Genomic DNA, 20,115 nt, shown 5'->3' with positions numbered 1-20,115 from the left:
CAATATGCAAATTGGTAAAAAACAAAATATAAATATATAAGAATTAAATAACATAGTTATCCTCTAATTATTATTTGAAAGTCACTATGGTAACGCCAGCGTCGCCTTCGCCAAATTCTCCCAAGTGGAAATCTGCCACGTTCTTGCACTTGCGAAGATACTGCTGCACACCTGCACGAAGTGCGCCTGTTCCTTTACCGTGAACTACCCTAACTGATGTAAGATGGCTGATATATGCATCGTCTAAGTATTTTTCAAGCTTGGCGATTCCTTCATCCACAGTGCATCCTAACAGATTAATCTCTGGAGAGATAGTCGCTGATTTGTTAAAGCCACCGTAGGTCATATTCTTAACACGAGTGCCCTTCTTAGGAACAAACTTATCCTCTTCTTCAATGAGCACCAAATCCTTGATGTTTACAGTGGACTTCATGATGCCCATCTGCACCATTACATCACCCTTGGCGTTTGGCTTAGAGCATACGTTACCAGTAAGATTCATTGAAAGCACCTTAACCTTGTCACCTACATGTAAATCTGTAGGTACGTTTGTGTTTTCCTGAACCTCTACCTTTTCCTTGGCCTTGCTCTTGGCCTTGTTTACACCCTTACCAAGTGCGGCACGCTTTGCTTCCATAGCAGAGATGTTTCCGCCGCCCTTGCCAAATTTATTAAAGTCACGGATAGTTTCGTCAGCGATATCCTTTGCCTCCTGAAGGATTGCTGCTGCATCCTCATGAGCCTGACGGATAAGCTCCTCACGCTGTGATTTAATCTTTTCTTCCTTTGCTGTGGCATTTGCAAGCTTAGCCTCAGCTTCCTTAAGTGCTGCCGCAGCCTCTGCTGCATCCTTTTCAACCTGATGGCGCTTTTGCTCAAGGTCTACCATCAAATCCTCGAAGGATTTATCGTTTTCTGAAAGACGTCCCTTTGCATCCTCTATTAAATCTGTTGGAATGCCAAGCTTTGATGAAATAGCAAATGCGTTAGACTTTCCAGGCACACCGATAATCAAATGATATGTAGGGCTAAGGGTCTCAAGTGAGAATTCGCAGGATGCATTCTCAACTCCATCTGTTGAAAGGGCATACACCTTCAGCTCGCTATAGTGAGTGGTTGCCATTGTACGCACATCTAATGTGTGAAGTCTGTCAAGAATAGACTGTGCAAGTGCTGCACCTTCCTTTGGATCTGTTCCAGCGCAAAGCTCATCTATAAGGATTAAAAACTGTGGAACCTTGTTAGGTTCGTTGGTTCCATGCAATACCTTGGAATGAACGAAGTCCTTAGCGTTCTTTTCCACAAGTTCCTCTGTTTCATGGCTGTAGTTTCCACTGTTTATCGCCTCTAAAATGTGGACAATGTTAACCATATGAGATGAGAATGTGGATAGCGACTGCTCAATAGACTGCTCGTCACCTATATCTGCATAAACATCATCAAATACTGCTATCTGACTGCGGTCCTTTGCAGGAATGTGGAGTCCTGCCTGGGCCATAAGTGTAAGCAAGCCGCAGGTCTTAAGTGATACTGTCTTACCACCTGTGTTTGGACCTGTTACAAGAAGCAGGTTATAGTCCTCTCCTAATTTAATATCTGTTGCCACTACCTTCTTTGGGTCAAGAAGTGGATGGCGAGCGCCACGAAGATTAATGATACCATCCTCGTTAAACTCTGGATTACTAGCGTTTAATTCGATGGCAAATCTACCCTTTGCAAGGATAAAATCTATTTCTGTAAGCAATTCGAAATTACGAATTATACCCTCTGAGCTTTCTGCGATTCTGTTAGAAATGTTTGCAAGGATTCGGGCAATCTCATCCTGCTCTCTAACCTGAAGCTCTCTCAGTTCGTTGTTCAAATCCACAGCCTGCATAGGCTCAATGAAGAATGTGCTACCTGTTGATGACTGGTCATGAACCATACCAGGCACTCTTGATTTGTAATCAGAACGAACTGGCAGACAGAATCTGCCGCCACGAACAGTAACTACAGGCTCCTGAAGATAGCCTCTTGTAGTGCTGTTATTAAGCATGGAATTCATGACGCTTTTAATCTTGTCATTGGTGCGCTTCATACCCATACGGATATCGTAAAGGGCAGTGCTGGCATCATCTGCGATAGTCTCCTCATCAATGATGCAGCGTCTGATTTCGTTTAGGATGGCTACCTCTGGAGAAAGTCCATTGAAGTAGAAGCTAAGAGCATCCTCCTCTTCCATCTGCTTGCCATAAGCACTTACTCGCTTGGTAACCTCTAGCACATTTGCTACCGCAAGAATCTCCTCAATAGTAAGTGTTGAACCAAGCTCAAGACGTGCAAGGCTAGGACGTAAATCTGTAGTACCGCTGGCGCTTACATCTGAAAACTTAATAAGGCGATTAAAGGCACAGGCAGTCTCCTGCTGCATCACCTTAATATCTTCTATATTGTTTATTGGAAGAAGCTCTAAGCAACGCTTCTTACCAGACTCGCAGGTTGCAAGCTCTGCAAGCCTATTTATTATCTTGTCATATTCTAGTGTTTTTAATACTTTTAAATTCATCTTATTTCCTCAATTAATACTTGTCTGAAATTATCTTAATCAGTTCATCAGCCGTATACTTTCCAACTAAATCTATAAATTTGTTTTCCTCAATATCTTCTATTAAAGATATTACTTCTTCATCAGGGATGTTTTTAGTGTAATCGGTTGGCTTAACTGTGGCAATAAGAGAGTTCTCTTCTGCCTCATTGTCCTCATCAGCTGTATTATCATAATCATAGGATAAGCAATACCTCATTTCAAGCTCATTATCTTTAATAAAATAATACTGTATTTGGTTTGTGTAGTAATCTGAGCCGATCTCTTCATCATGCAGCTTAATCCAATTATTGTGTGGTGAATACTGATATGGCTCTTCACCTGTAATATAATAATCCAAGTCTATAGCAATAGGTGTAACTAATCCATCTTTAAAATTATATATACTAATACTTTCTATTTTATCTTTAATCAACTCTGGAACATCATCTCCATTAATATAGGCCAGGGAATACTTTTCATCTGCATAATAATCAGAGCCCTCAACTTTTATGAACTGCTTATAGGCCTCCTGCCAATTATGGTTTGCTTTTCTTTCGGTGCCAAGAATAGCTTCTTTTATGCCGTCTATTGTTAGATTGTCTGCTAATTCATTACTAAGTGAAAATGATAAATCACTAGCTGTAAATAGACCATAGGTATCATCATATTTCTTCTCAGTTGTAAATATTATTGTTTTTAATATGGAATGGTTATCATATCCAATGGCAATTAAATCATTCACGCCATCACAGTTCAAATCGCAAACTTCAATATGGGTGATTTTTCTAATATCAATGATATCATCATCTGAAGCGTATAGATTAACAAAATCCACCAACTGATTATCACCGATAATGGCAATCCTTGCAGAGTTACCATCGTCAAAATGAGCATCATCACTTTGATAGGTAACTAACCTGGCATCTGATGAAAGCTGTGGAATATCAACATCAAATGTAAGCTTCTTATCATTTCCAACTTCCCACATGTTTACGCTTAACTTAACTACATAGCCATTTTCAATCTTTACCAAAACCATTTTCTTATTAGGCTCTGTAATATTTCTTTTGTCACTAGCCACCTCTAACACATAGGTGTCTTTTAATTTCACTCCGGAAACGCAGGTGCATGGTTTATACTGTAAATAATCTAATTCCTTATAATAAACATCCTTATTTTTATTATAAACCCACAGGAGGTCATCTTTTAAATCGATGCTGGTGCCTGTGTGCTTATAAATATAATCTTTTATACTAGCTCCTGAAATGGCTAATAGCTCACAATCCAGTGAATTATAAGATCTATCATCTAAATAGAATTTTTTATCCTCTTTTGTTATCTTCTCCCTTGGAATTCCGGCCCCATCAGCTAACACTTCATTCCAATCAATATCTTTTGGATTATCAAATGTTACTCGATAAAAGCCATTATATTCATCTGAATCCAAAAGCTCTGTGAATTCCTTGCACTCATCCCATGACAGGTCCACGGCATCCTTGGAAGCTTCTATTTCATCTGCATCCACAGTTCTAGCTATGGCATCCTGAAACTGGGCCTCTTTCTGGTAATCATTGTATGCTCTCTTTCCATATATAGCTCCACCAATTCCCAACAGGCCAATCAGCAGTATCACTACTAGCTTTTTCATTATTTATTGTTCCCTTTATCTATAGGCCACGTAAGCCTTTCGAACCTTTCTTTCTAACAATCTTTTATATTATAAGATATATGGGGGCTAACACAAGAGAAATATTAGTAATCCAGAGTGCTTCACTTGAGATACCCACCATATTTCATTCATGTCAGCCGCTGGTTACTCGTTACTACTATCTGCGAGATATTTTTCCCTGTAGGTAGTAGTACTAATAGAAATAAATTGCTATTTACCTCTAGTAATTATTAATTCCTGAATTATTAGTGGTACGATTTACACTCTTTACCTCTAGTAATCCCCATCATAGTCGTTACCAGTGGTATGTTTTAACATCTTTACCACTAGTATTATATCTAGCATCAATTTATAGTGGTAATCACTTTCTGATTTACCACTACAAATATGCATTTTCCTTATTGCTAGTGGTAATCGCCGGATATTTTACCACTGAAAAAGCCAGTAACATCCTCTGCTAGTTGTAAAGTCCCCATTTCTACTAAGGAAACTCTCTATAGCAGTTTCATAATTGTATAATTCTGTATACAAAAATTTTTAAACACCATATATATTTACATTACTCCACACAAATGGTATATTGAGCAGCGGATGGTATTCGAAAGAAACTATACCCTTTAATTTCTAAGTTTTAAAATAGTAGAACCCGCACGGCATGCTCGTATCATTTTGAACGAGACTGTATCACCCCCATAAAGGAGGTGTTGCCAATGAAGGTTGGATTTATAGGCGCTGGAAAGGTGGGCTGTTCCTTAGGAAAGCTTTTTGCCGAGACCCAGCATAATCTCACGGGCTTTTATAGCCTAACTTCATCATCTGCGGAATCTGCAGCTGAATTTACCAACTCAACATATTTTCAAAATTTAGAAGACTTAATTCAAGATAGTGATACAGTGTTTATCACAGTTCCTGACGACGCTATTACTGCTGTCTGGGAGCAGCTTAAACACATGTCAATTGCTGGAAAAATGATATGTCATTGCAGCGGTTCTTTATCTTCAGAAATCTTTAGGGATATAGAAGAAACTGGCGCGTACGGTTTCTCGGTCCATCCATTACTGGCGGTATCAGATAGATACACTTCATACCAGGAGCTTCCAAAGGCTTTATTTACAATCGAAGGAAATGCAAATCACATAAGTGGTATCGAAGAATTGTTACATGCAAGCAATTTGCAATCTGCTCGCATAAGCGCAGATGTAAAAACCAGATATCACGGTGCAGCTGTACTTTGTTCAAACCTAGTTGTAGCCCTTGTTCAAGCTGCGGAGGATGAACTTCGTATATGCGGATTTTCAGAGGAACAGTTGGCTGATGCCATCGCACCACTTTTATTAGGCAACGTGAACAAGGTACTGTCTGTAGGAACTAAGGCGGCGTTGACAGGTCCAATTGAACGAAATGATGTTGGAACTGTTAAAAAGCATCTAGACACCTTTGAAGGAATTGATAGGGAAATCTACAGGGTTCTTTCAAAAAAGACCTGTGAGATTGCAAAGGATAAGCATCCTTACGCAAACTATAAAGCTTTGGAGCAATTACTAAACTCGTAATTGGAGGACGAATAATTTATGAAAAACACAGTAACTACCCTTCAGGCTATGAAGGCTAAGGGCGAAAAAATCAGCATGCTTACATGCTACGATTACACAACAGCATGCCTTATGGAGGAGGCTGGCATCAACGCTATCCTCATCGGCGATTCACTTGGCATGACAATGATGGGCTACAGCGACACACTTCCTGTAACAGTTGATGACATCATCCATCACTGCGCTTCTGTATCTCGCGGACTTAAGGATACATTCCTTGTAGCAGATATGCCTTTTATGTCTTATCAGACAAGCGTGGAAGATGCAGTTAGAAATGCCGGCCGTCTTATCAAGGAAGGTCATGCTCAGGCAGTTAAGCTAGAAGGTGGCGCCACAGTAGTTGAGCAGATTAAGGCTATCACAAAGGCTGATATTCCTGTTGTTGCACACATCGGTCTTACACCTCAGTCTATTAATGCATTTGGTGGATTCAAGGTTCAGGGCAAGAACACCCTGCGCGCTCTTCAGATTGTAGAGGATGCAAAGGCTGTTGAAGCTGCCGGCGCATTTATGGTTACACTTGAGTGCGTTCCTGAGGAGCTTGCAACTCTTATTTCTAAGGAGCTTACCATTCCAACGATTGGCATCGGTGCAGGAAATGGCTGCGATGGTCAGGTGCTTGTTTACCAGGATATGCTTGGAATGTTCTCAGGATTTAAGCCTAAGTTTGTAAAACATTTTGCAAACATTGGCGAGGAAATGAAAAACGCATTTAAGACTTATGATGCTGAGGTTAAGTCACAGGCTTTCCCTGCTGCAGAGCACAATTTTGCAATCGATTCAGAGGTAATTGCCGAAGTTGAAAAGCAGATTAATACAAAAGAATTTACAGTAACCATTGATTCAAACAAGGTTTTAGCATAAGGAGATATTATGATTAGAGCAACAAAAATTGATGAAGTAAAAGCCAACGTTAGGGAATGGAAAAAGGCTGGTCTTACAATCGGCCTTGTTCCAACCATGGGATATTTACATGAAGGGCACGCAAGCCTTATTGAGCGTGCTCGCAGGGAGTGCGACAAAGTTATCGTTTCAGATTTTGTAAATCCAATCCAGTTTGGACCTAAGGAAGATCTTGCCACCTACCCTAGAGATTTCGAGGCAGATTGCAAGCTTTGCGAAGGTCTTGGCGCGGATTTGATTTTTCATCCTGAACCAGAGGAGATGTATCTTGATGGTTTCCATTCTTACGTTGGTGTGGATACTTTATCCACAGAGCTTTGCGGCAAGAGCCGTCCTATCCACTTCAACGGTGTTTGCACTGTTGTTAGCAAGCTTTTCAACATCACAGAGGCTGATAAGGCTTACTTTGGTGAAAAGGATGCTCAGCAGCTTGCCATCGTAAAGCGTATGGTTCGCGACCTTAATTTCAACATTGAAATCGTTGGTTGCCCTATCATCCGCGAGGAGGACGGCCTTGCAAAGAGCTCACGTAACACATACTTAAACGATGATGAGCGCAAGAAAGCTCTTATTATCCATCAGGCTCTTACCAAGGGTGAGGAAATGGTTCGCTCTGGTGAGAAGGATGCTAACAAGGTAAAGGATACTGTTAGATCTATCATCGAGTCAGAGCCTATCTGCCGTGTTGATTATGTTGAAATCGTAGACTGGAACGAGCTTCAGAAGGTGGATACAATCGATGGCCCTATCCTTACAGCCGTAGCTGTTTACATGGATGAAAAGGTTAGATTGATTGATAATTTTATTGTTGAATAAGCTAGTGTATTAGAAATGAGGATATTATGATTTTAACAATGCTTAAAGGAAAGATTCACAGAGCAACCGTTACTCAGGCTGCTTTAGACTATGTTGGAAGCATAACAATTGATGAGGATTTATTAGATGCTGCTGGCATTTTAGAGTACGAGCAGGTACAGATTGTTGATGTTGAAAATGGAAACCGCTTCGAGACTTACACTATCGCTGGTGAGCGTGGTAGCGGAATGATTTGCCTTAACGGTGCCGCAGCCCGCTGCGTGCAGGTCAACGACCACGTTATCATCATGTGCTATTGCAGCATAGATTCCAAGGAAGCTGCAGACCACAAGCCTAATGTAGTATTTGTAGATGACAAAAATGGAATCAGCCGCGTAACATGCTATGAAAAGCATGGTAGGCTAGAGGATATGTAAAGACTTCATTGTATAAATCAAGCCCCTATCACATACACATAGGGGCTTTTCATTTTGCATTCTTCTTTCCATCTTTATCGTGTCTCAAAATCATAGCTACATGAAAGACATTGTATCTTTCCACTTCGCCATTACTTGCAAATACTGTTAAAGTAAGGATTGGCATAGGCATTTACAATGTTAAGTAATATTTCAACATTTTTTACCATAGATTGAATTGGAACATATTCAAATCTTCCATGGGCATTTTCATATCCTGCTGATAAATTAGGGCATGGCAATCCTCTGAAAGAAAGAGCTGCTCCATCTGTGCCGCCCCTAAAAGGTTCACATACTGGTCTAATTCCTGCTTTTTTAATGGCATCTTCCAGTATTGCCGTCATATATGGTACATCTTTAAGAATTTCTTTCATATTACTGTATTGATGGTTGATTGTAAGTTTAACTCTATCATGTCCATAACCGCTTCCTATTTTTTCAGCACATTCTTTTAAAAACGATTCTCGTTTTTTGAAGATCTCAAAATCGAAGTCACGTATAATAAGTCTAACTTTAGAATATTCGCAATCACCATTACATGAGATTACATGATAGAAGCCTTCTCTTCCATCAGTATTTTGCGGCCTTTCTTTTTTAGGTAGCATGTCGATAAATTCAGCTGCAATATCTACAGCATTAATCATTATGTCTTTCGCTGTTCCTGTATGAACACTTCTGCCTGTGAATTCAAAAACTGCTTCTGAAGCATAGAATGTTTCATTTTCATACCATCCTAAATGGTCGCCATCTAATGTGTAAGCACATTTTGCTCCAAATCGGTTTAAATCTAAATCCTTTGCCAATCCTCCTACCTCTTCATCAGGAGTGAATGCTAAGGCTATTTCACCATGTCTTACATCACTATTATTACAAAGATATTCCGCCATTGTCATGATAGCTGCGATGGATGCTTTATCGTCTCCACCTAATAAAGTTGTTCCATCGGTAAGTATCAAATCCTGTCCAATGTAATTTTCAAGATTTGTATAATCCGCTGCTTTCATTACAATATGCTCTTTTTCATTAAGAACTATGTCTTTGCCATCATAATTCTCTAATACCCATGGTTTTACATCGGTTCCACTTGCATCTGGTGCGGTATCCATGTGTGCCACAAAACCTACAGCTTTAGCATTTTCATCATTAATATTAGAAGGAATTCGGCCATATACTACATAGTTTGTTTCATCCATATACACATCTGAAACACCTATATCTATCATTTCTTTTTTCAGAACGATTGCTAGATCCTTTTGTTTTTCCGTAGTTGGCCAATGACCGCTATAAGGCTGAGATTGAGTATCAATCTTTGCATATCTTATCAGTCGTTCTTTTACTTTTTCATAAACATTAATATTTCCCATTTAATACTCTCCGAATTTATAGGTTCTTGTTTTTCTGATGAAAAACAAAAACCTAGACTAATCTAGACTCTACATATTCCTTGAATCGAGGTAACTTTACCTTAACTACTCCTCTTTCAGAGCCATCCAAGATTCCCTTTTCTATAAGTCTTTTTCTAGGTTCGCTCCATTCATTATGACTTGTCTTTGTTAGTTCTAACAATTCAGTTGCCGAAATGGTATCCTTTTTTACTATAAAACTCAAATACCATTTTTCTTTTTCTCTTAATTCACTCCAGATTTTGTCATATACCTTTTCAGCCAATGCTTCATCTACAAGAGCCAACACAGTTTTTGAAATCTGCTTATTTCCGGTCTCCCACATGTATTTTCCAAATGCCTGGTAGGCAAATGCATAACCTTTTGTCATTTCAGCTAATTGCTTAGCCATATCTTCTGGCACCCCAAGGGTTTTCTCATAATCGTCTTCTATGATGACGAGATTGAGAGGTTTCATTTCATATTTGGCAGCTCTAAGGAAAAATGTGAGTCCATCAGCATTTTCCAAACTTTCTATATCATCATATAAACCAGCTGCAATCAAATATATTGGCAGTTCATTTCTGATAAGAATCTGAAATTCCTGTATAAAATCAACGAGCTCATCAGTTTTCCTTGCTTCATCTATAACAACAAGAACTTTTTTATTCCTTTTCTGAACCTCGCCAAGAATCTTTTTCAAAATAACATCCATGCTTGTTACAGGGCTCTTTTTATCTATATTAATTCCTATTCCAAATGCAGATAAGTTCAGATTAGTGTCAATAAATGATGTTAAAAAAGGTACTTCGCCATAAAGGCTCGCAACAAGTTCTTTTGATATTTCTGAATTAGATTTAACATCAACTATAATCCACTGATCATCTTCTCTTAGTTCTTTTTCTATGGCAGTCAGTGTAACTGTCTTTCCTGTTCCCCTAATTCCAGTAATCTTAAAGGCCTGTTCCTCCACGGGGTCTGCATTTAATATATCTATTATATCTTCTATCATCAGGCTTCTGCTAATATATTGATTTGGAATTCTTCCAAAACTTATACTGTAAGGACTTCTTTTTATCATATATAATCCTCGCCTTTCATATATAAATATATATAATCTTCTATTATTATCTATAAATCCATTTTAATAAATATAATTAAAATTTCAAGTTAATAATCAAAAAAAGACCAACAAACACATTGATGCTCGTTGGCCTTAATCATTAGTTTATTTATTCTTAATTTCGATGTAGGATTTCACAACTTCGATTAGCTTATCATATTCCATAACACCTGTGTCCAGGCAGAAGTCGTAGTTGCGGGCGTCGTTCCAGTCACGGCCGGTGTAGTATTTGTAGTACTCGGCGCGGTGTTTGTCGATGTCGTGCATGCGCTTGATAAGCTCTTCATCAGTGCCACTAACCTGCTTGCGAAGACGTATCAAGCAATCCTCTTCAGAAGCGTAGAAGAAAAGTGAAAACACATTTGACTTATCCCTTAAAATGAAATCTGCGCATCGTCCAACAATGATGCAGCTTTGAGTATCTGCAATCTGCCTGATTACATCTGCCTGCAATTCAAACAGGTTATCATCTGATGTAAATGCTGAATCCTCTGGAGTCAGTGGCTTGCCCTTATATTTGCCCTTAGCCTTCAGGAAAATCTTGCGGACATGCTCATCCACCTGGCCAAACATCTCCTCGCTGATACCACTTTGGTCTGAGGCCATTCTAAGAATTTCCCTATCGTATACTGGCAAATCCAGCTCTTTTCCAAGCTTCTTAGCAAGTGTAAGACCACCTGAACCATAACTTCTAGCAATACTAATAACTAACTTCTTTTCTTCCATAATTACCCCCTGTAATTTGGCTTAATCGACTGATAGATAGACTTACTTTCCACCCTCATCAGTCAGCTTCGCTGACAGCTTCCCCCTACTTAAGGGGGAAGCCTTTTATTCGCCTAAATAAGCCTTCTTGATAGAGTCGTCATTCATTAAGGCATCGGCGTCGCCAGAGAGGACGATGTTGCCAGTCTCTAAGACGTAGGCGCGATCGGCGATGGCGAGAGCCTTCTTGGCGTTTTGCTCCACTAGAAGGACAGTTGTGCCAGCCTTAGAAATCTCTTCGATGATGTTGAAGATTTCATCTACATAGATTGGTGACAATCCCATAGATGGCTCGTCCATCAGCACGATGCGAGGCTTGCTCATAAGAGCACGACCCATTGCAAGCATCTGCTGCTCACCACCTGAAAGAGTACCTGCCAGCTGGTTTTGACGCTCCTTTAATCTTGGAAAGCTTCCGTAGATTCTCTCGAAGCTTTCGGCTATCTCTGTCTTACTACTTCTAGTATATGCTCCCATTTTCAAGTTTTCAAGCACTGTCAAGCCACCAAAAACTCGTCTGCCCTCTGGCACATGAGCAAGGCCCATTGAAACGATTTTATGACCTGGAATCTTGGTAATGTCCGTGCCCTCTAAAAGCACCTTGCCACTTGTAGGTGAAAGCATTCCCGAGATTGTTTGTAAGGTTGTGGTTTTGCCGGCGCCGTTGGCACCTATTAGGGCGATGACTTCCCCTTCATTTACTTCAAAGGAGATGCCCTTAAGGGCCTGAATGATGCCGTAATTTACTACTAAGTTTTCTACTTTTAACATATATTTATTCTCCCAAATACGCCTTTATTACCTCTGGGTTGTTTAGGACGGCGGTGGTTTCGCCAGAGGCGAGGACGCGCCCAAAGTTTAGTACAGTAAGCTTTTCACAGATTCCTGAGACAAGCTTCATATCATGTTCGATAAGCAGGATGGTTACCCCAAATTCCTTACGAATAAGTGCGATAGTGTCCATCAAATCCTTTGTTTCGTTAGGATTCATGCCAGCTGCCGGTTCATCAAGCAACAACAGCTTAGGGTTAGTAGCCAAAGCTCTTGCTATTTCAAGCTGGCGCTGCTTACCATAGGGAAGATTAGATGCCAGTACATCTGCCTCCTTATCAAGCCCAAACACTGACAATATCTCAAGAGCTTTTTTATCCATTTCCTTCTCTATAGAAAAATACTTTGGAAGACGGAATACTCCTGTAAATGTTCCATATTCAAAATGATTGTGTAGACCGATTTTTACATTATCAAGTACCGATTGATCTCCAAACAATCTGATATTTTGGAAAGTCCTTGCAACACCAGCTTTGTTGATATCAGCTGTGTGCTTTCCTGTGATGTTATTTCCATCTAAGAAAATCTTGCCATCTGTAGGCTTGTAAATGCCTGTAAGCATATTAAATACTGTAGTTTTTCCTGCACCGTTAGGACCGATTAAGCCGTAAAGCTCACCCTTTTCGATTGTAAGATTAAACTCATCTACAGCCCTAAGACCTCCAAAGGAAATGCCAAGATTAGTAACCTCTAGTAATGCCATTACTGCACCTCCTTTTTCTTTTTAAATCTGCCAAACAGCTGCTTTGTTGTAAGCCCGTGCTCTTCTCTTAATTTGAGAATTCCTGGAGCCCAGTTAAATAACATCAATGCAATCAGCACGATTGAGTAAATCAACATACGATATGTTGAAAGTCCTCTTAACATCTCTGGAAGCATGGTAAGTACTACTGTTGCAATAACAGAGCCAGAGAAGTTTCCAATTCCACCAAGCACTACATATACAAGAATCATGATAGACATGTTGTAGCCAAAGTTGTTGGTTGTGGCTGTAAGGGAATTGATATTGTGAGCATATAAAACACCACCAACTCCTGCTATGGCTGCAGATATGGTAAATGCGGTAAGCTTGTATTTTGTAATAGGAAGACCTACAGTCTCTGCTGCAATCTGATTATCACGGATAGCCTTTACTGCTCTACCTGTTCTGGAATTTACAAAGTTGTGGGTAATAATCAGTGCTACAATAAGCAGAATCACTGCAATTGTAAATGTAGACTGACGTGGTGTGCCTGTGATTCCCTGTGCACCATTAATAAGAACAACTCCATCTAAATCCAGCCCTAAATCCATCATGTCCTTAAGTGAAAAATGAAGCCCTGCTGCATCCTTTCCCACGTAAAGTACATTTATAACATTCTTGATAATCTCGCCAAAGGCAAGTGTTACGATTGCAAGATAATCTCCGCTAAGTCGAAGTACTGGAATGGCAATCAAAAATCCAAACAGCGCTGCAAAGAATGTACCGATGATAAGCGCCAAAATAAATCTTGGAACATCCGGGATTACATCCTGATACATCTTAGAAAAGAATGCTGAGGTAAAAGCACCTACGCACATAAATCCTGCATGGCCCAGTGATAATTCCCCAAGATATCCAACGCAAAGATTAAGTCCGATTGCAACAAGTGAATAAGCACAAACAGGAACCAAAAGACCGCTCATAAGTGAGCTAAGATTGCCTGTTGCCTGCATGCCGTTCATTACCAAATAAAGCACTACAATGATAGCAATAGATGATATTAATTTTCTGGTAGATCCGTTTAATTTCTTCATTTATATCACCTACACTTTCTCTTTAATCTGCTTGCCAAGAATACCTGTTGGCTTCACTAACAGCACGATAATAAGTACCGCAAATACGATAGCATCAGCAAGCTGGCTTGAGATGTAAGCCTTTGCCAAAATCTCGATAACCCCAAGCAACAATCCACCGATAAGCGCCCCTGGAATAGAGCCGATTCCACCAAATACAGCAGCGGTAAATGCCTTGATACCAGGCATTGATCCAGTGTATGGATTCAGTGTTGGATATGCACTACACAAAAGTGCCCCAGCTATTGCTGCAAGTCCAGAGCCGATTGCAAAAGTAAGGGATATAGTTGCATTTACATTGATTCCCATAAGGATTGCTGCGTCCTTATCCTCTGATACAGCGCGCATTGCCTGACCTGGCTTAGTATTTTTAACAAACCACATGAGCGCAAACATGATAATAAGACATGTGATGATTGTAACTATAGCGCTACCTGTGATTTTTAGCTGGCCACCTGCCAGTGATAATCCTGACCATTTTACAACTGATGTGAAGGATACAGGATTTGAACCAAAGATTAAAAGAGCCATATTCTGTAAGAAATAGCTGACACCAATTGCAGTGATAAGTACCGCAAGATTGGTTGCCCTTCTAAGTGGCTTGTATGCTATCTTTTCTATAATTATTCCGATTGCAGTACAGCAAACAATTGCAATAACAATAGAAACTACAGCAGGAAGTCCTGCATTTGACATACACATAAACACTAAATAAGCTCCCAGCATGATTACATCACCGTGGGCGAAATTTAGCATCTTTGCAATGCCGTATACCATTGTGTAGCCAAGGGCGATCAGCGCATACACGCTTCCCAGGCTAAGTCCATTTATCAAATAGGTTAAAAATCCCATACCTAATCTCTCTTTCAAAAATTAAAGTCGATGCGGGTCTCCCCGCATCGCCATTGATGTTCCCCCGTATTATATATCTTATAGTCCTTAGATGAGGCTGTAGATTATAGATGAGGCTGTAGTCTACAAGCAAAAAATTACTTAAGCGAAGCATCCCGCTGAGCGTAGTGATTTATTGCTTGTAGGCGTAACAGCCGGACTCCATTATTCTACAGATACATATCCGCCATTTTCGATGATGACAGCCTTAGGACTCTTAGATACTTCACCTTTTTCGTTCCATGTCATGCCCTCACCTGTAAGTCCATTGTAGTTTACATTCTGGATTGCTCCAATAAGAGCTTCGCAGATTTCCTCGTTAGAAGCCTCTGGTGTAAGTCCTGCAGACTCAAGTGCTTCCTTTAAGATGTAAACTCCATCGTAAGCATCTGCTGCAAACTGGTTAGGTGTGCCGCCGAACTGCTCTTCATACTTAGTTACGAAGTTCTTTGTAGCATCATCAGTAGCATCTGCTGCGAATGGTGTAAGAAGATATACACCCTCTGCAAGGCTAACATCGAAGTCCTTAACACCAAGAAGTCCATCAAATCCGTCTACACCAAACATGATTGGTGCATAAGACATATCGTGTGCCTGCTTAAGAACTACTGAGCCTTCCTGATAGTAGAATGGAAGGAATAACAAATCTGCTCCTGCATCCTTACATTTCTGAAGCTGTGTTGAGAAATCTGTCTTGTTGTCTGCTGTGAAAGCTTCAGTTGCTACGATTTCAAGACCTACATTTGCTGCCTCTTTAGCAAAGTTCTGATAAACACCTGATGAATATGGATCAGAACTATCATAGATAATACCAATCTTTGTTCCAAGTGAGTTTTCAGCGATATAATCTGCTGAAACTGTACCCTGGTTAGGGTCTGAGAAACAAATCTGGAATGTGTTGTCGTGTCCTTCAGTAACACTTGTTGATGATGCAGATGGTGTAAGCTGGAAAATTCTGTCGTTGTATGTTTCTGCTGAAACCGCTGCACATGCACCTGATGTTACTGTACCTTCTAATATCTGCATGCCCCAATCCTTAAGAGTATTGTAAGCATTAACTGCCTTCTGAGGATCTGTCTCGTCATCCTGGAAATTAAATGAAACCTTATAGCCATTAATTCCGCCTGCCTCATTAACCTCGTCTACCGCAATCTGTATAGCGTTCATAACTCCCTGACCGTACTGAGCTGCACCCCCTGTAATTGGCCCAATACCTCCAAGTCTCCATGTAAGCTCTCCCGATGTATCAACTGTCTCTGTTGATGTAGCTGCACCGCCGTTTGCTCCGCAGCCTGCAAATAATGATGCAGTAAGTGCCGCGCAAAGACCCATGCTTAGAATCTTTTTCTTCATCTTCAATCCCTCCTATTCTTCATGAAACTGCTCTCCCCAAATGGCAAATTTCACTTTCACGCTTTAATACTTTAAAGGCTAAAACCCCTCTTTTGAAGATTATAATAAAACTTATTAATTCAAGAGTCAATACTTTAATGAGTTAAAGTGTTCTAATTCGCAAATTTCTCCTTCTTTTAATTTTTCTTCGTCCAGCTTTAGAGGTCCAAAAGCTGTACGTTTAAGCTCTATTACCTCACGTCCTACAGCAAAAAACATTCGCTTAACCTGGTGGAATTTTCCTTCATGAATAGTGATATAGCAGGTATTTCCACCAGAATATTCTACAGTGGCAGGTGCTGTTAAATCCCCCTCACCGATGTGTACACCTTCTTCTAATTTAGCTACATCATCTGATGTTAATTCATCATCAAGGGTTACAAAATATGTTTTATCCACATGCTTTTTAGGGGACAACATATCGTGAGCCAACTGCCCATCGTTAGTGATAAGCAGAAGCCCTGTAGTATCCTTATCAAGCCTGCCTACAGGTGCCAAGCCCCTAGGTGCATCTGGACATTTGCTATAAAACACATCCATAACTGTCCTATCCTTAGCATCCTCTGTGGCGGTGATAACTCCCTTAGGCTTGTTCATAACATAGTAAGAAAACTTCTTGTATGTATATTCCTTCCCCTGATATGTAATCACTACAGTGTTTTCATCCACCTTTGCTTCAGGCTTTAACGCCTTTTGCCCGTCTACAAAAATAAGGCCCTTCTTAAGAAGAGCCTTAACTTCAGACCTGGTTCCGATATTTAATTCTACCAAAAGCTTGTCTAATCTAATCATTATTCAATTCACCTTAATAAGAAATTACTTCGTAGCCTGTCTCTGTAACAAGTACCTGATACTCCCACTGAGCAGAAGGTTTACCATCAAGTGTTGAAACCTCCCAGCCATTGTTAGGGTCTGTCTTAATCTTCTGTGTACCCATGTTAATCATAGGCTCGATTGTAAACATAAATCCAGGAACAAGTAACAGCTCTGTACCAGGGAGTGTATTATAACCAACCCATGGCTCCTCGTGGAATTCAAGCCCCACACCATGTCCACCGATTTCACGTACAACCTGGTAGCCATTAGCGTGAGCATGCTTGCAGATAGCAGCACCTACATCTCCAAGGAAGCCCCAAGGCTTAACCTGCTCAAGGCCAAGGTCGCAGCACTCCTTTGTAACCTCTACTAGCTTCTTAGTCTCTGGAGCAACATCACCAATCATAAACATACGTGACGAATCAGAGAAATATCCATCCAAGATAGTAGAGCAATCAACATTTACAATATCACCGCTCTTGAGGATAACATCATCAGATGGATATCCGTGGCACACCTGGTCATTTACCGATGTACACACGCTATATGGGAAGCCCTCGTAATTAAGTGGTGCAGGGATTCCGCCCATTTTTGTAGTTGTCTCGTATACGATTCTATCGATTTCTGATGTTGGCATTCCCTCGCAGATTGCCTCTGCAACCGCATCAAGACATGCCATATTAATAACTGCCGATTTCTTAATCTTCTCCACCTGCTCAGGTGTTTTAATCATGTTGTGTGTAGGAACCTTATGTCCCTTTACTGCAAAGCTTTCGATTTTTCTATCGAATGCCTCGTGACACTGCTTGTATTTTCGACCACTGCCACACCAGCATGGGTCATTTCTGTTTAACTTAACCATTTGTATTGCCTTTCTATTCTTTGCTCTTTTTCTTGTCCTCATCAGTCAATCCATTTATATAATTAATCCGCCCGTGTGCCAGAGTAATATCTCCTAACACCAGCTTTTTCCACAGCTTATTATTCACCTTTAGCTTATGATTTTCAAGAATCTGACTGTAATAATAACCATCATACCTATAGGCGGCCTTGCTGGTATTATTCTCCTTGGCAAGATAATTGCCATATTTTTCAGCCACAGCAGCAATGCGAATCTGATTGTTGATAGTTTCTTCATCACATGGCAAATGCTCCCACTGAACGTCCAGCATATCTTCCCAAAAATCACTAACGGAGCCTTCAAGCTCTATCTGCTCAACTCCGTTAAGCTTATCCATGCCCTCATCCACAGCCATCTGATAAAACAGATAATCATGCACTGCCATATTTAAAACTGCATCCTTGGCCTCTGTCTGAATAAACTTATCATCGGTATGGATATTCCAATAATCCTTGGTATAGTCCTTATTATAGATTCTGGCCTGTTCCTCCACCTTTCTCTCCTCAAAGAGAATGTAAAAGGCCAAATCCTCAAAGGTAACTTCCTCATCATCGATGGTAAAGGCGGTATCATCCAAATGTTCCCAATAATCAAGAGGACCCCTACCGTTTCCCATGGTAAGAAATGCGTAGAGCATAACCCCTACGCAAATCAGTAACACCATCGGTTTTAGAAGCTTTTGTATTCTCATAGCACCCTTCGTATTGTAATAATTGAATGGCAATTGACTGAGCGATAATTAGTAATACCGGTAGCTGTACTCTGTGCCTCCACAATAGTACCACCACCTGCATAGATTGCTACATGTCCAGGGTAGCAAACTATATCACCGGGTTGCATGTAATTATAGCTAACCTCTTGACCGACACTCCTAAATCCGCCCGAAGTCATTCTTGCACCATAATTGATTCCAAAATTAGCCAAAACCTGCTGTACAAATCCTGAGCAATCACAGCCTTCTGTAAGGGAATTACCTCCCCACACATATCTGTTGCCCACATATTGATTAGCATATGATACAACGCTTGAACCACTAACGCCAGTTGAATATCCTGGGTTCAAATCGCCATTAACATTGTAACTAGAGCTTGCTGATGTATTAGCCCCACCAGAGCTATTACCATTTGCTGCCGCCGCTGCTGCTGCTCTTGCAGCCCTAAGAGCTGCCTCCCTAGCCGCAATCTCCTTAGCCTCTTTCAGCTCAGCATCCAAATCATCCATCTCGCCACGCTTCTCATCAATCATGGCCTCCAGTGAAGCCTCCTGAGATGCAAGTTCCTTCTTAGATGATTCAAGACCAGCCTTCTCTTCCTCTAAGGCTGCTGCAAGCTCTTCAATTTCCGCCTGGGTAGCCTCAAACTGATTAAGCTTTTCTCTATCATATTCATATACGCTATTAGCGTACTCCAACCTATTCAGAAACTGACTAATAGAACCCGATGAAACAAGCATCTCAAATATGCTAGGGTTCTCCTTCTCATACATATACTTAATACGTAGCTTCATAGACTGATACTGGGAATCCCTAGCAGCCTTAGCCTCCTCCAAAGAAGCCTCCGTATCTACTATCTCTGCCTCCGTCTCAGCGATTGCATTCTCAATCTCTGTAATCTGGCTTACCAAACTATATAAATCAGCATCCAACGTATCGATTTCATCCTGCAGTGAATCCTGTTCCGCCTCTATCTCCGAAATAGAACGCACCGCATTAGAAACTGTAGAATCCGACGCCAACATACAAACTGCGACAGCTACACACACCGCTGTCCGTATAACCTTCTTATATCTCATAAACACTATCTCCAACCTAAGGGCCTAGCCCTACATCTAGTGCAAATTCTCATAATCTCACAACATTATGATACCGTTTATCCGCCACGTTTTCAATAATAAAACAAACTATTCACCGACATACACGTAATTAAGTTATGGGGATTTAGCAGCAAACCGCCCTGCTCTTTGCACCCCAGACTAGCCCCGCTACATCTGCCTGTGGCCGCCTTAGGCATTAGACAGTGCCCCTAGCTAATTGCATCATTGGAGAAGAATTGCTGATTTTCTTAATGCCACAAACGAGCATACGTCACGTGTCCTTTCACGGCTTTGACTATTCGAAGGCACTGTATGTATCTCACAGACACTTGGTGGGTTTCATAATAGCAGTGGCGGCAATATTAGTATTAATTGCATTCATATTA

General features: G+C 40.6%; 18 protein-coding genes. 4 read left to right on the top strand and 14 right to left on the bottom strand.

Annotation, left to right across the window (positions count from 1 at the left end):
* Positions 1–70: 70 nt before the first annotated feature.
* Together IJ535_RS04830 and IJ535_RS04825 are read right to left on the bottom strand one after the other, a co-directional pair.
* Entirely contained in the window at positions 71–2,545 is a 2,475-nt protein-coding gene (locus IJ535_RS04830; RefSeq protein WP_294299516.1) for an endonuclease MutS2, read from the bottom strand.
* Positions 2,546–2,558: 13 nt separating this feature from the next.
* Positions 2,559–4,214: a hypothetical protein gene (locus IJ535_RS04825; RefSeq protein ID WP_294299513.1), complete on the bottom strand. Its 1,656-nt coding sequence runs from the start codon at positions 4,212–4,214 to the stop codon at positions 2,559–2,561.
* 731 nt (positions 4,215–4,945) lie between these two features.
* Here IJ535_RS04825 and IJ535_RS04820 point away from each other — a divergent pair.
* The 4 genes from IJ535_RS04820 to panD are packed head-to-tail and all read left to right on the top strand — an operon-like array spanning position 4,946 to position 7,962.
* Positions 4,946–5,788, top strand: coding sequence for a Rossmann-like and DUF2520 domain-containing protein (locus tag IJ535_RS04820; protein WP_294299511.1), 843 nt, complete (start codon positions 4,946–4,948; stop codon positions 5,786–5,788).
* An 18-nt stretch (positions 5,789–5,806) separates the two neighbouring features.
* Positions 5,807–6,691 carry a 3-methyl-2-oxobutanoate hydroxymethyltransferase gene (panB, locus tag IJ535_RS04815; protein ID WP_294299510.1) on the top strand — a complete coding sequence of 295 codons (885 nt, stop codon included), beginning with the start codon at positions 5,807–5,809 and terminating at the stop codon, positions 6,689–6,691.
* Between the two features lie 9 nt (positions 6,692–6,700).
* A complete protein-coding gene (gene panC / locus IJ535_RS04810; protein ID WP_294299508.1) occupies positions 6,701–7,546 on the top strand; it encodes a pantoate--beta-alanine ligase in 846 nt (281 codons plus the stop codon).
* Between the two features lie 26 nt (positions 7,547–7,572).
* The gene (panD, locus tag IJ535_RS04805) at positions 7,573–7,962 is read left to right on the top strand and encodes an aspartate 1-decarboxylase (RefSeq protein ID WP_294299503.1); all 390 of its coding nucleotides are present in this window, start codon (positions 7,573–7,575) and stop codon (positions 7,960–7,962) included.
* A gap of 131 nt (positions 7,963–8,093) precedes the next feature.
* Here panD and pepT read toward each other — a convergent pair whose 3' ends face one another.
* The 12 genes from pepT to IJ535_RS04745 form a co-directional block, all read right to left on the bottom strand.
* Complete coding sequence (gene pepT, locus IJ535_RS04800; protein WP_294299500.1) at positions 8,094–9,365, bottom strand: peptidase T; 1,272 nt, start codon at positions 9,363–9,365, stop codon at positions 8,094–8,096.
* A 52-nt stretch (positions 9,366–9,417) separates the two neighbouring features.
* A complete protein-coding gene (locus IJ535_RS04795) occupies positions 9,418–10,464 on the bottom strand; it encodes a P-loop NTPase fold protein (protein WP_294299497.1) in 1,047 nt (348 codons plus the stop codon).
* Between the two features lie 147 nt (positions 10,465–10,611).
* Positions 10,612–11,232, bottom strand: a complete 621-nt coding sequence (locus tag IJ535_RS04790) for a cytidylate kinase-like family protein (protein WP_294299495.1) — start codon at positions 11,230–11,232, stop codon at positions 10,612–10,614.
* 105 nt (positions 11,233–11,337) lie between these two features.
* Entirely contained in the window at positions 11,338–12,042 is a 705-nt protein-coding gene (locus IJ535_RS04785) for an ABC transporter ATP-binding protein (protein ID WP_294299494.1), read from the bottom strand.
* A gap of 4 nt (positions 12,043–12,046) precedes the next feature.
* Complete coding sequence (locus IJ535_RS04780) at positions 12,047–12,805, bottom strand: ABC transporter ATP-binding protein (RefSeq protein WP_294291608.1); 759 nt, start codon at positions 12,803–12,805, stop codon at positions 12,047–12,049.
* On the bottom strand, positions 12,805–13,878 hold the full coding sequence (locus IJ535_RS04775; RefSeq protein WP_294299492.1) for a branched-chain amino acid ABC transporter permease: 1,074 nt from the start codon (positions 13,876–13,878) through the stop codon (positions 12,805–12,807). Before IJ535_RS04775 ends, IJ535_RS04780 begins: the two co-directional genes overlap by 1 nt.
* A 9-nt stretch (positions 13,879–13,887) precedes the next feature.
* Positions 13,888–14,769 (bottom strand): branched-chain amino acid ABC transporter permease, encoded by an 882-nt coding sequence (locus IJ535_RS04770; protein ID WP_294299491.1) that lies wholly within the window; start codon positions 14,767–14,769, stop codon positions 13,888–13,890.
* Between the two features lie 204 nt (positions 14,770–14,973).
* A complete protein-coding gene (locus IJ535_RS04765) occupies positions 14,974–16,161 on the bottom strand; it encodes an ABC transporter substrate-binding protein (RefSeq protein WP_294299489.1) in 1,188 nt (395 codons plus the stop codon).
* Between the two features lie 126 nt (positions 16,162–16,287).
* Positions 16,288–16,992, bottom strand: a complete 705-nt coding sequence (locus IJ535_RS04760) for a pseudouridine synthase (protein ID WP_294299488.1) — start codon at positions 16,990–16,992, stop codon at positions 16,288–16,290.
* A 13-nt stretch (positions 16,993–17,005) separates the two neighbouring features.
* Entirely contained in the window at positions 17,006–17,878 is an 873-nt protein-coding gene (locus tag IJ535_RS04755; protein ID WP_294299485.1) for a methionyl aminopeptidase, read from the bottom strand.
* Positions 17,879–17,891: 13 nt separating this feature from the next.
* Positions 17,892–18,608, bottom strand: coding sequence for a hypothetical protein (locus IJ535_RS04750; RefSeq protein ID WP_294299483.1), 717 nt, complete (start codon positions 18,606–18,608; stop codon positions 17,892–17,894).
* Positions 18,605–19,708, bottom strand: coding sequence for a coiled-coil domain-containing protein (locus IJ535_RS04745; protein ID WP_294299479.1), 1,104 nt, complete (start codon positions 19,706–19,708; stop codon positions 18,605–18,607). Before IJ535_RS04745 ends, IJ535_RS04750 begins: the two co-directional genes overlap by 4 nt.
* Between the last annotated feature and the right edge of the window lie 407 nt (positions 19,709–20,115).

The sequence above is a fragment of the Pseudobutyrivibrio sp. genome, assembly GCF_017471675.1.
Classification (GTDB): Bacteria; Bacillota; Clostridia; order Lachnospirales; family Lachnospiraceae; genus Pseudobutyrivibrio.
The sequence above is the reverse complement of the archived record's forward strand: the minus strand, read 5'-3'. Positions and strand labels throughout refer to the sequence as shown.

Bases quoted from the DNA above. Each gene is read 5' to 3' on its own strand.
- IJ535_RS04830 (WP_294299516.1), bottom strand. From the start codon at position 2,545: ATGAATTTAAAAGTATTAAAAACACTAGAATATGACAAGATAATAAAT.
- IJ535_RS04825 (WP_294299513.1), bottom strand. From the start codon at position 4,214: ATGAAAAAGCTAGTAGTGATACTGCTGATTGGCCTGTTGGGAATTGGT.
- IJ535_RS04820 (WP_294299511.1), top strand. From the start codon at position 4,946: ATGAAGGTTGGATTTATAGGCGCTGGAAAGGTGGGCTGTTCCTTAGGA.
- panB (WP_294299510.1), top strand. From the start codon at position 5,807: ATGAAAAACACAGTAACTACCCTTCAGGCTATGAAGGCTAAGGGCGAA.
- panC (WP_294299508.1), top strand. From the start codon at position 6,701: ATGATTAGAGCAACAAAAATTGATGAAGTAAAAGCCAACGTTAGGGAA.
- panD (WP_294299503.1), top strand. From the start codon at position 7,573: ATGATTTTAACAATGCTTAAAGGAAAGATTCACAGAGCAACCGTTACT.
- pepT (WP_294299500.1), bottom strand. From the start codon at position 9,365: ATGGGAAATATTAATGTTTATGAAAAAGTAAAAGAACGACTGATAAGA.
- IJ535_RS04795 (WP_294299497.1), bottom strand. From the start codon at position 10,464: ATGATAAAAAGAAGTCCTTACAGTATAAGTTTTGGAAGAATTCCAAAT.
- IJ535_RS04790 (WP_294299495.1), bottom strand. From the start codon at position 11,232: ATGGAAGAAAAGAAGTTAGTTATTAGTATTGCTAGAAGTTATGGTTCA.
- IJ535_RS04785 (WP_294299494.1), bottom strand. From the start codon at position 12,042: ATGTTAAAAGTAGAAAACTTAGTAGTAAATTACGGCATCATTCAGGCC.
- IJ535_RS04780 (WP_294291608.1), bottom strand. From the start codon at position 12,805: ATGGCATTACTAGAGGTTACTAATCTTGGCATTTCCTTTGGAGGTCTT.
- IJ535_RS04775 (WP_294299492.1), bottom strand. From the start codon at position 13,878: ATGAAGAAATTAAACGGATCTACCAGAAAATTAATATCATCTATTGCT.
- IJ535_RS04770 (WP_294299491.1), bottom strand. From the start codon at position 14,769: ATGGGATTTTTAACCTATTTGATAAATGGACTTAGCCTGGGAAGCGTG.
- IJ535_RS04765 (WP_294299489.1), bottom strand. From the start codon at position 16,161: ATGAAGAAAAAGATTCTAAGCATGGGTCTTTGCGCGGCACTTACTGCA.
- IJ535_RS04760 (WP_294299488.1), bottom strand. From the start codon at position 16,992: ATGATTAGATTAGACAAGCTTTTGGTAGAATTAAATATCGGAACCAGG.
- IJ535_RS04755 (WP_294299485.1), bottom strand. From the start codon at position 17,878: ATGGTTAAGTTAAACAGAAATGACCCATGCTGGTGTGGCAGTGGTCGA.
- IJ535_RS04750 (WP_294299483.1), bottom strand. From the start codon at position 18,608: ATGAGAATACAAAAGCTTCTAAAACCGATGGTGTTACTGATTTGCGTA.
- IJ535_RS04745 (WP_294299479.1), bottom strand. From the start codon at position 19,708: ATGAGATATAAGAAGGTTATACGGACAGCGGTGTGTGTAGCTGTCGCA.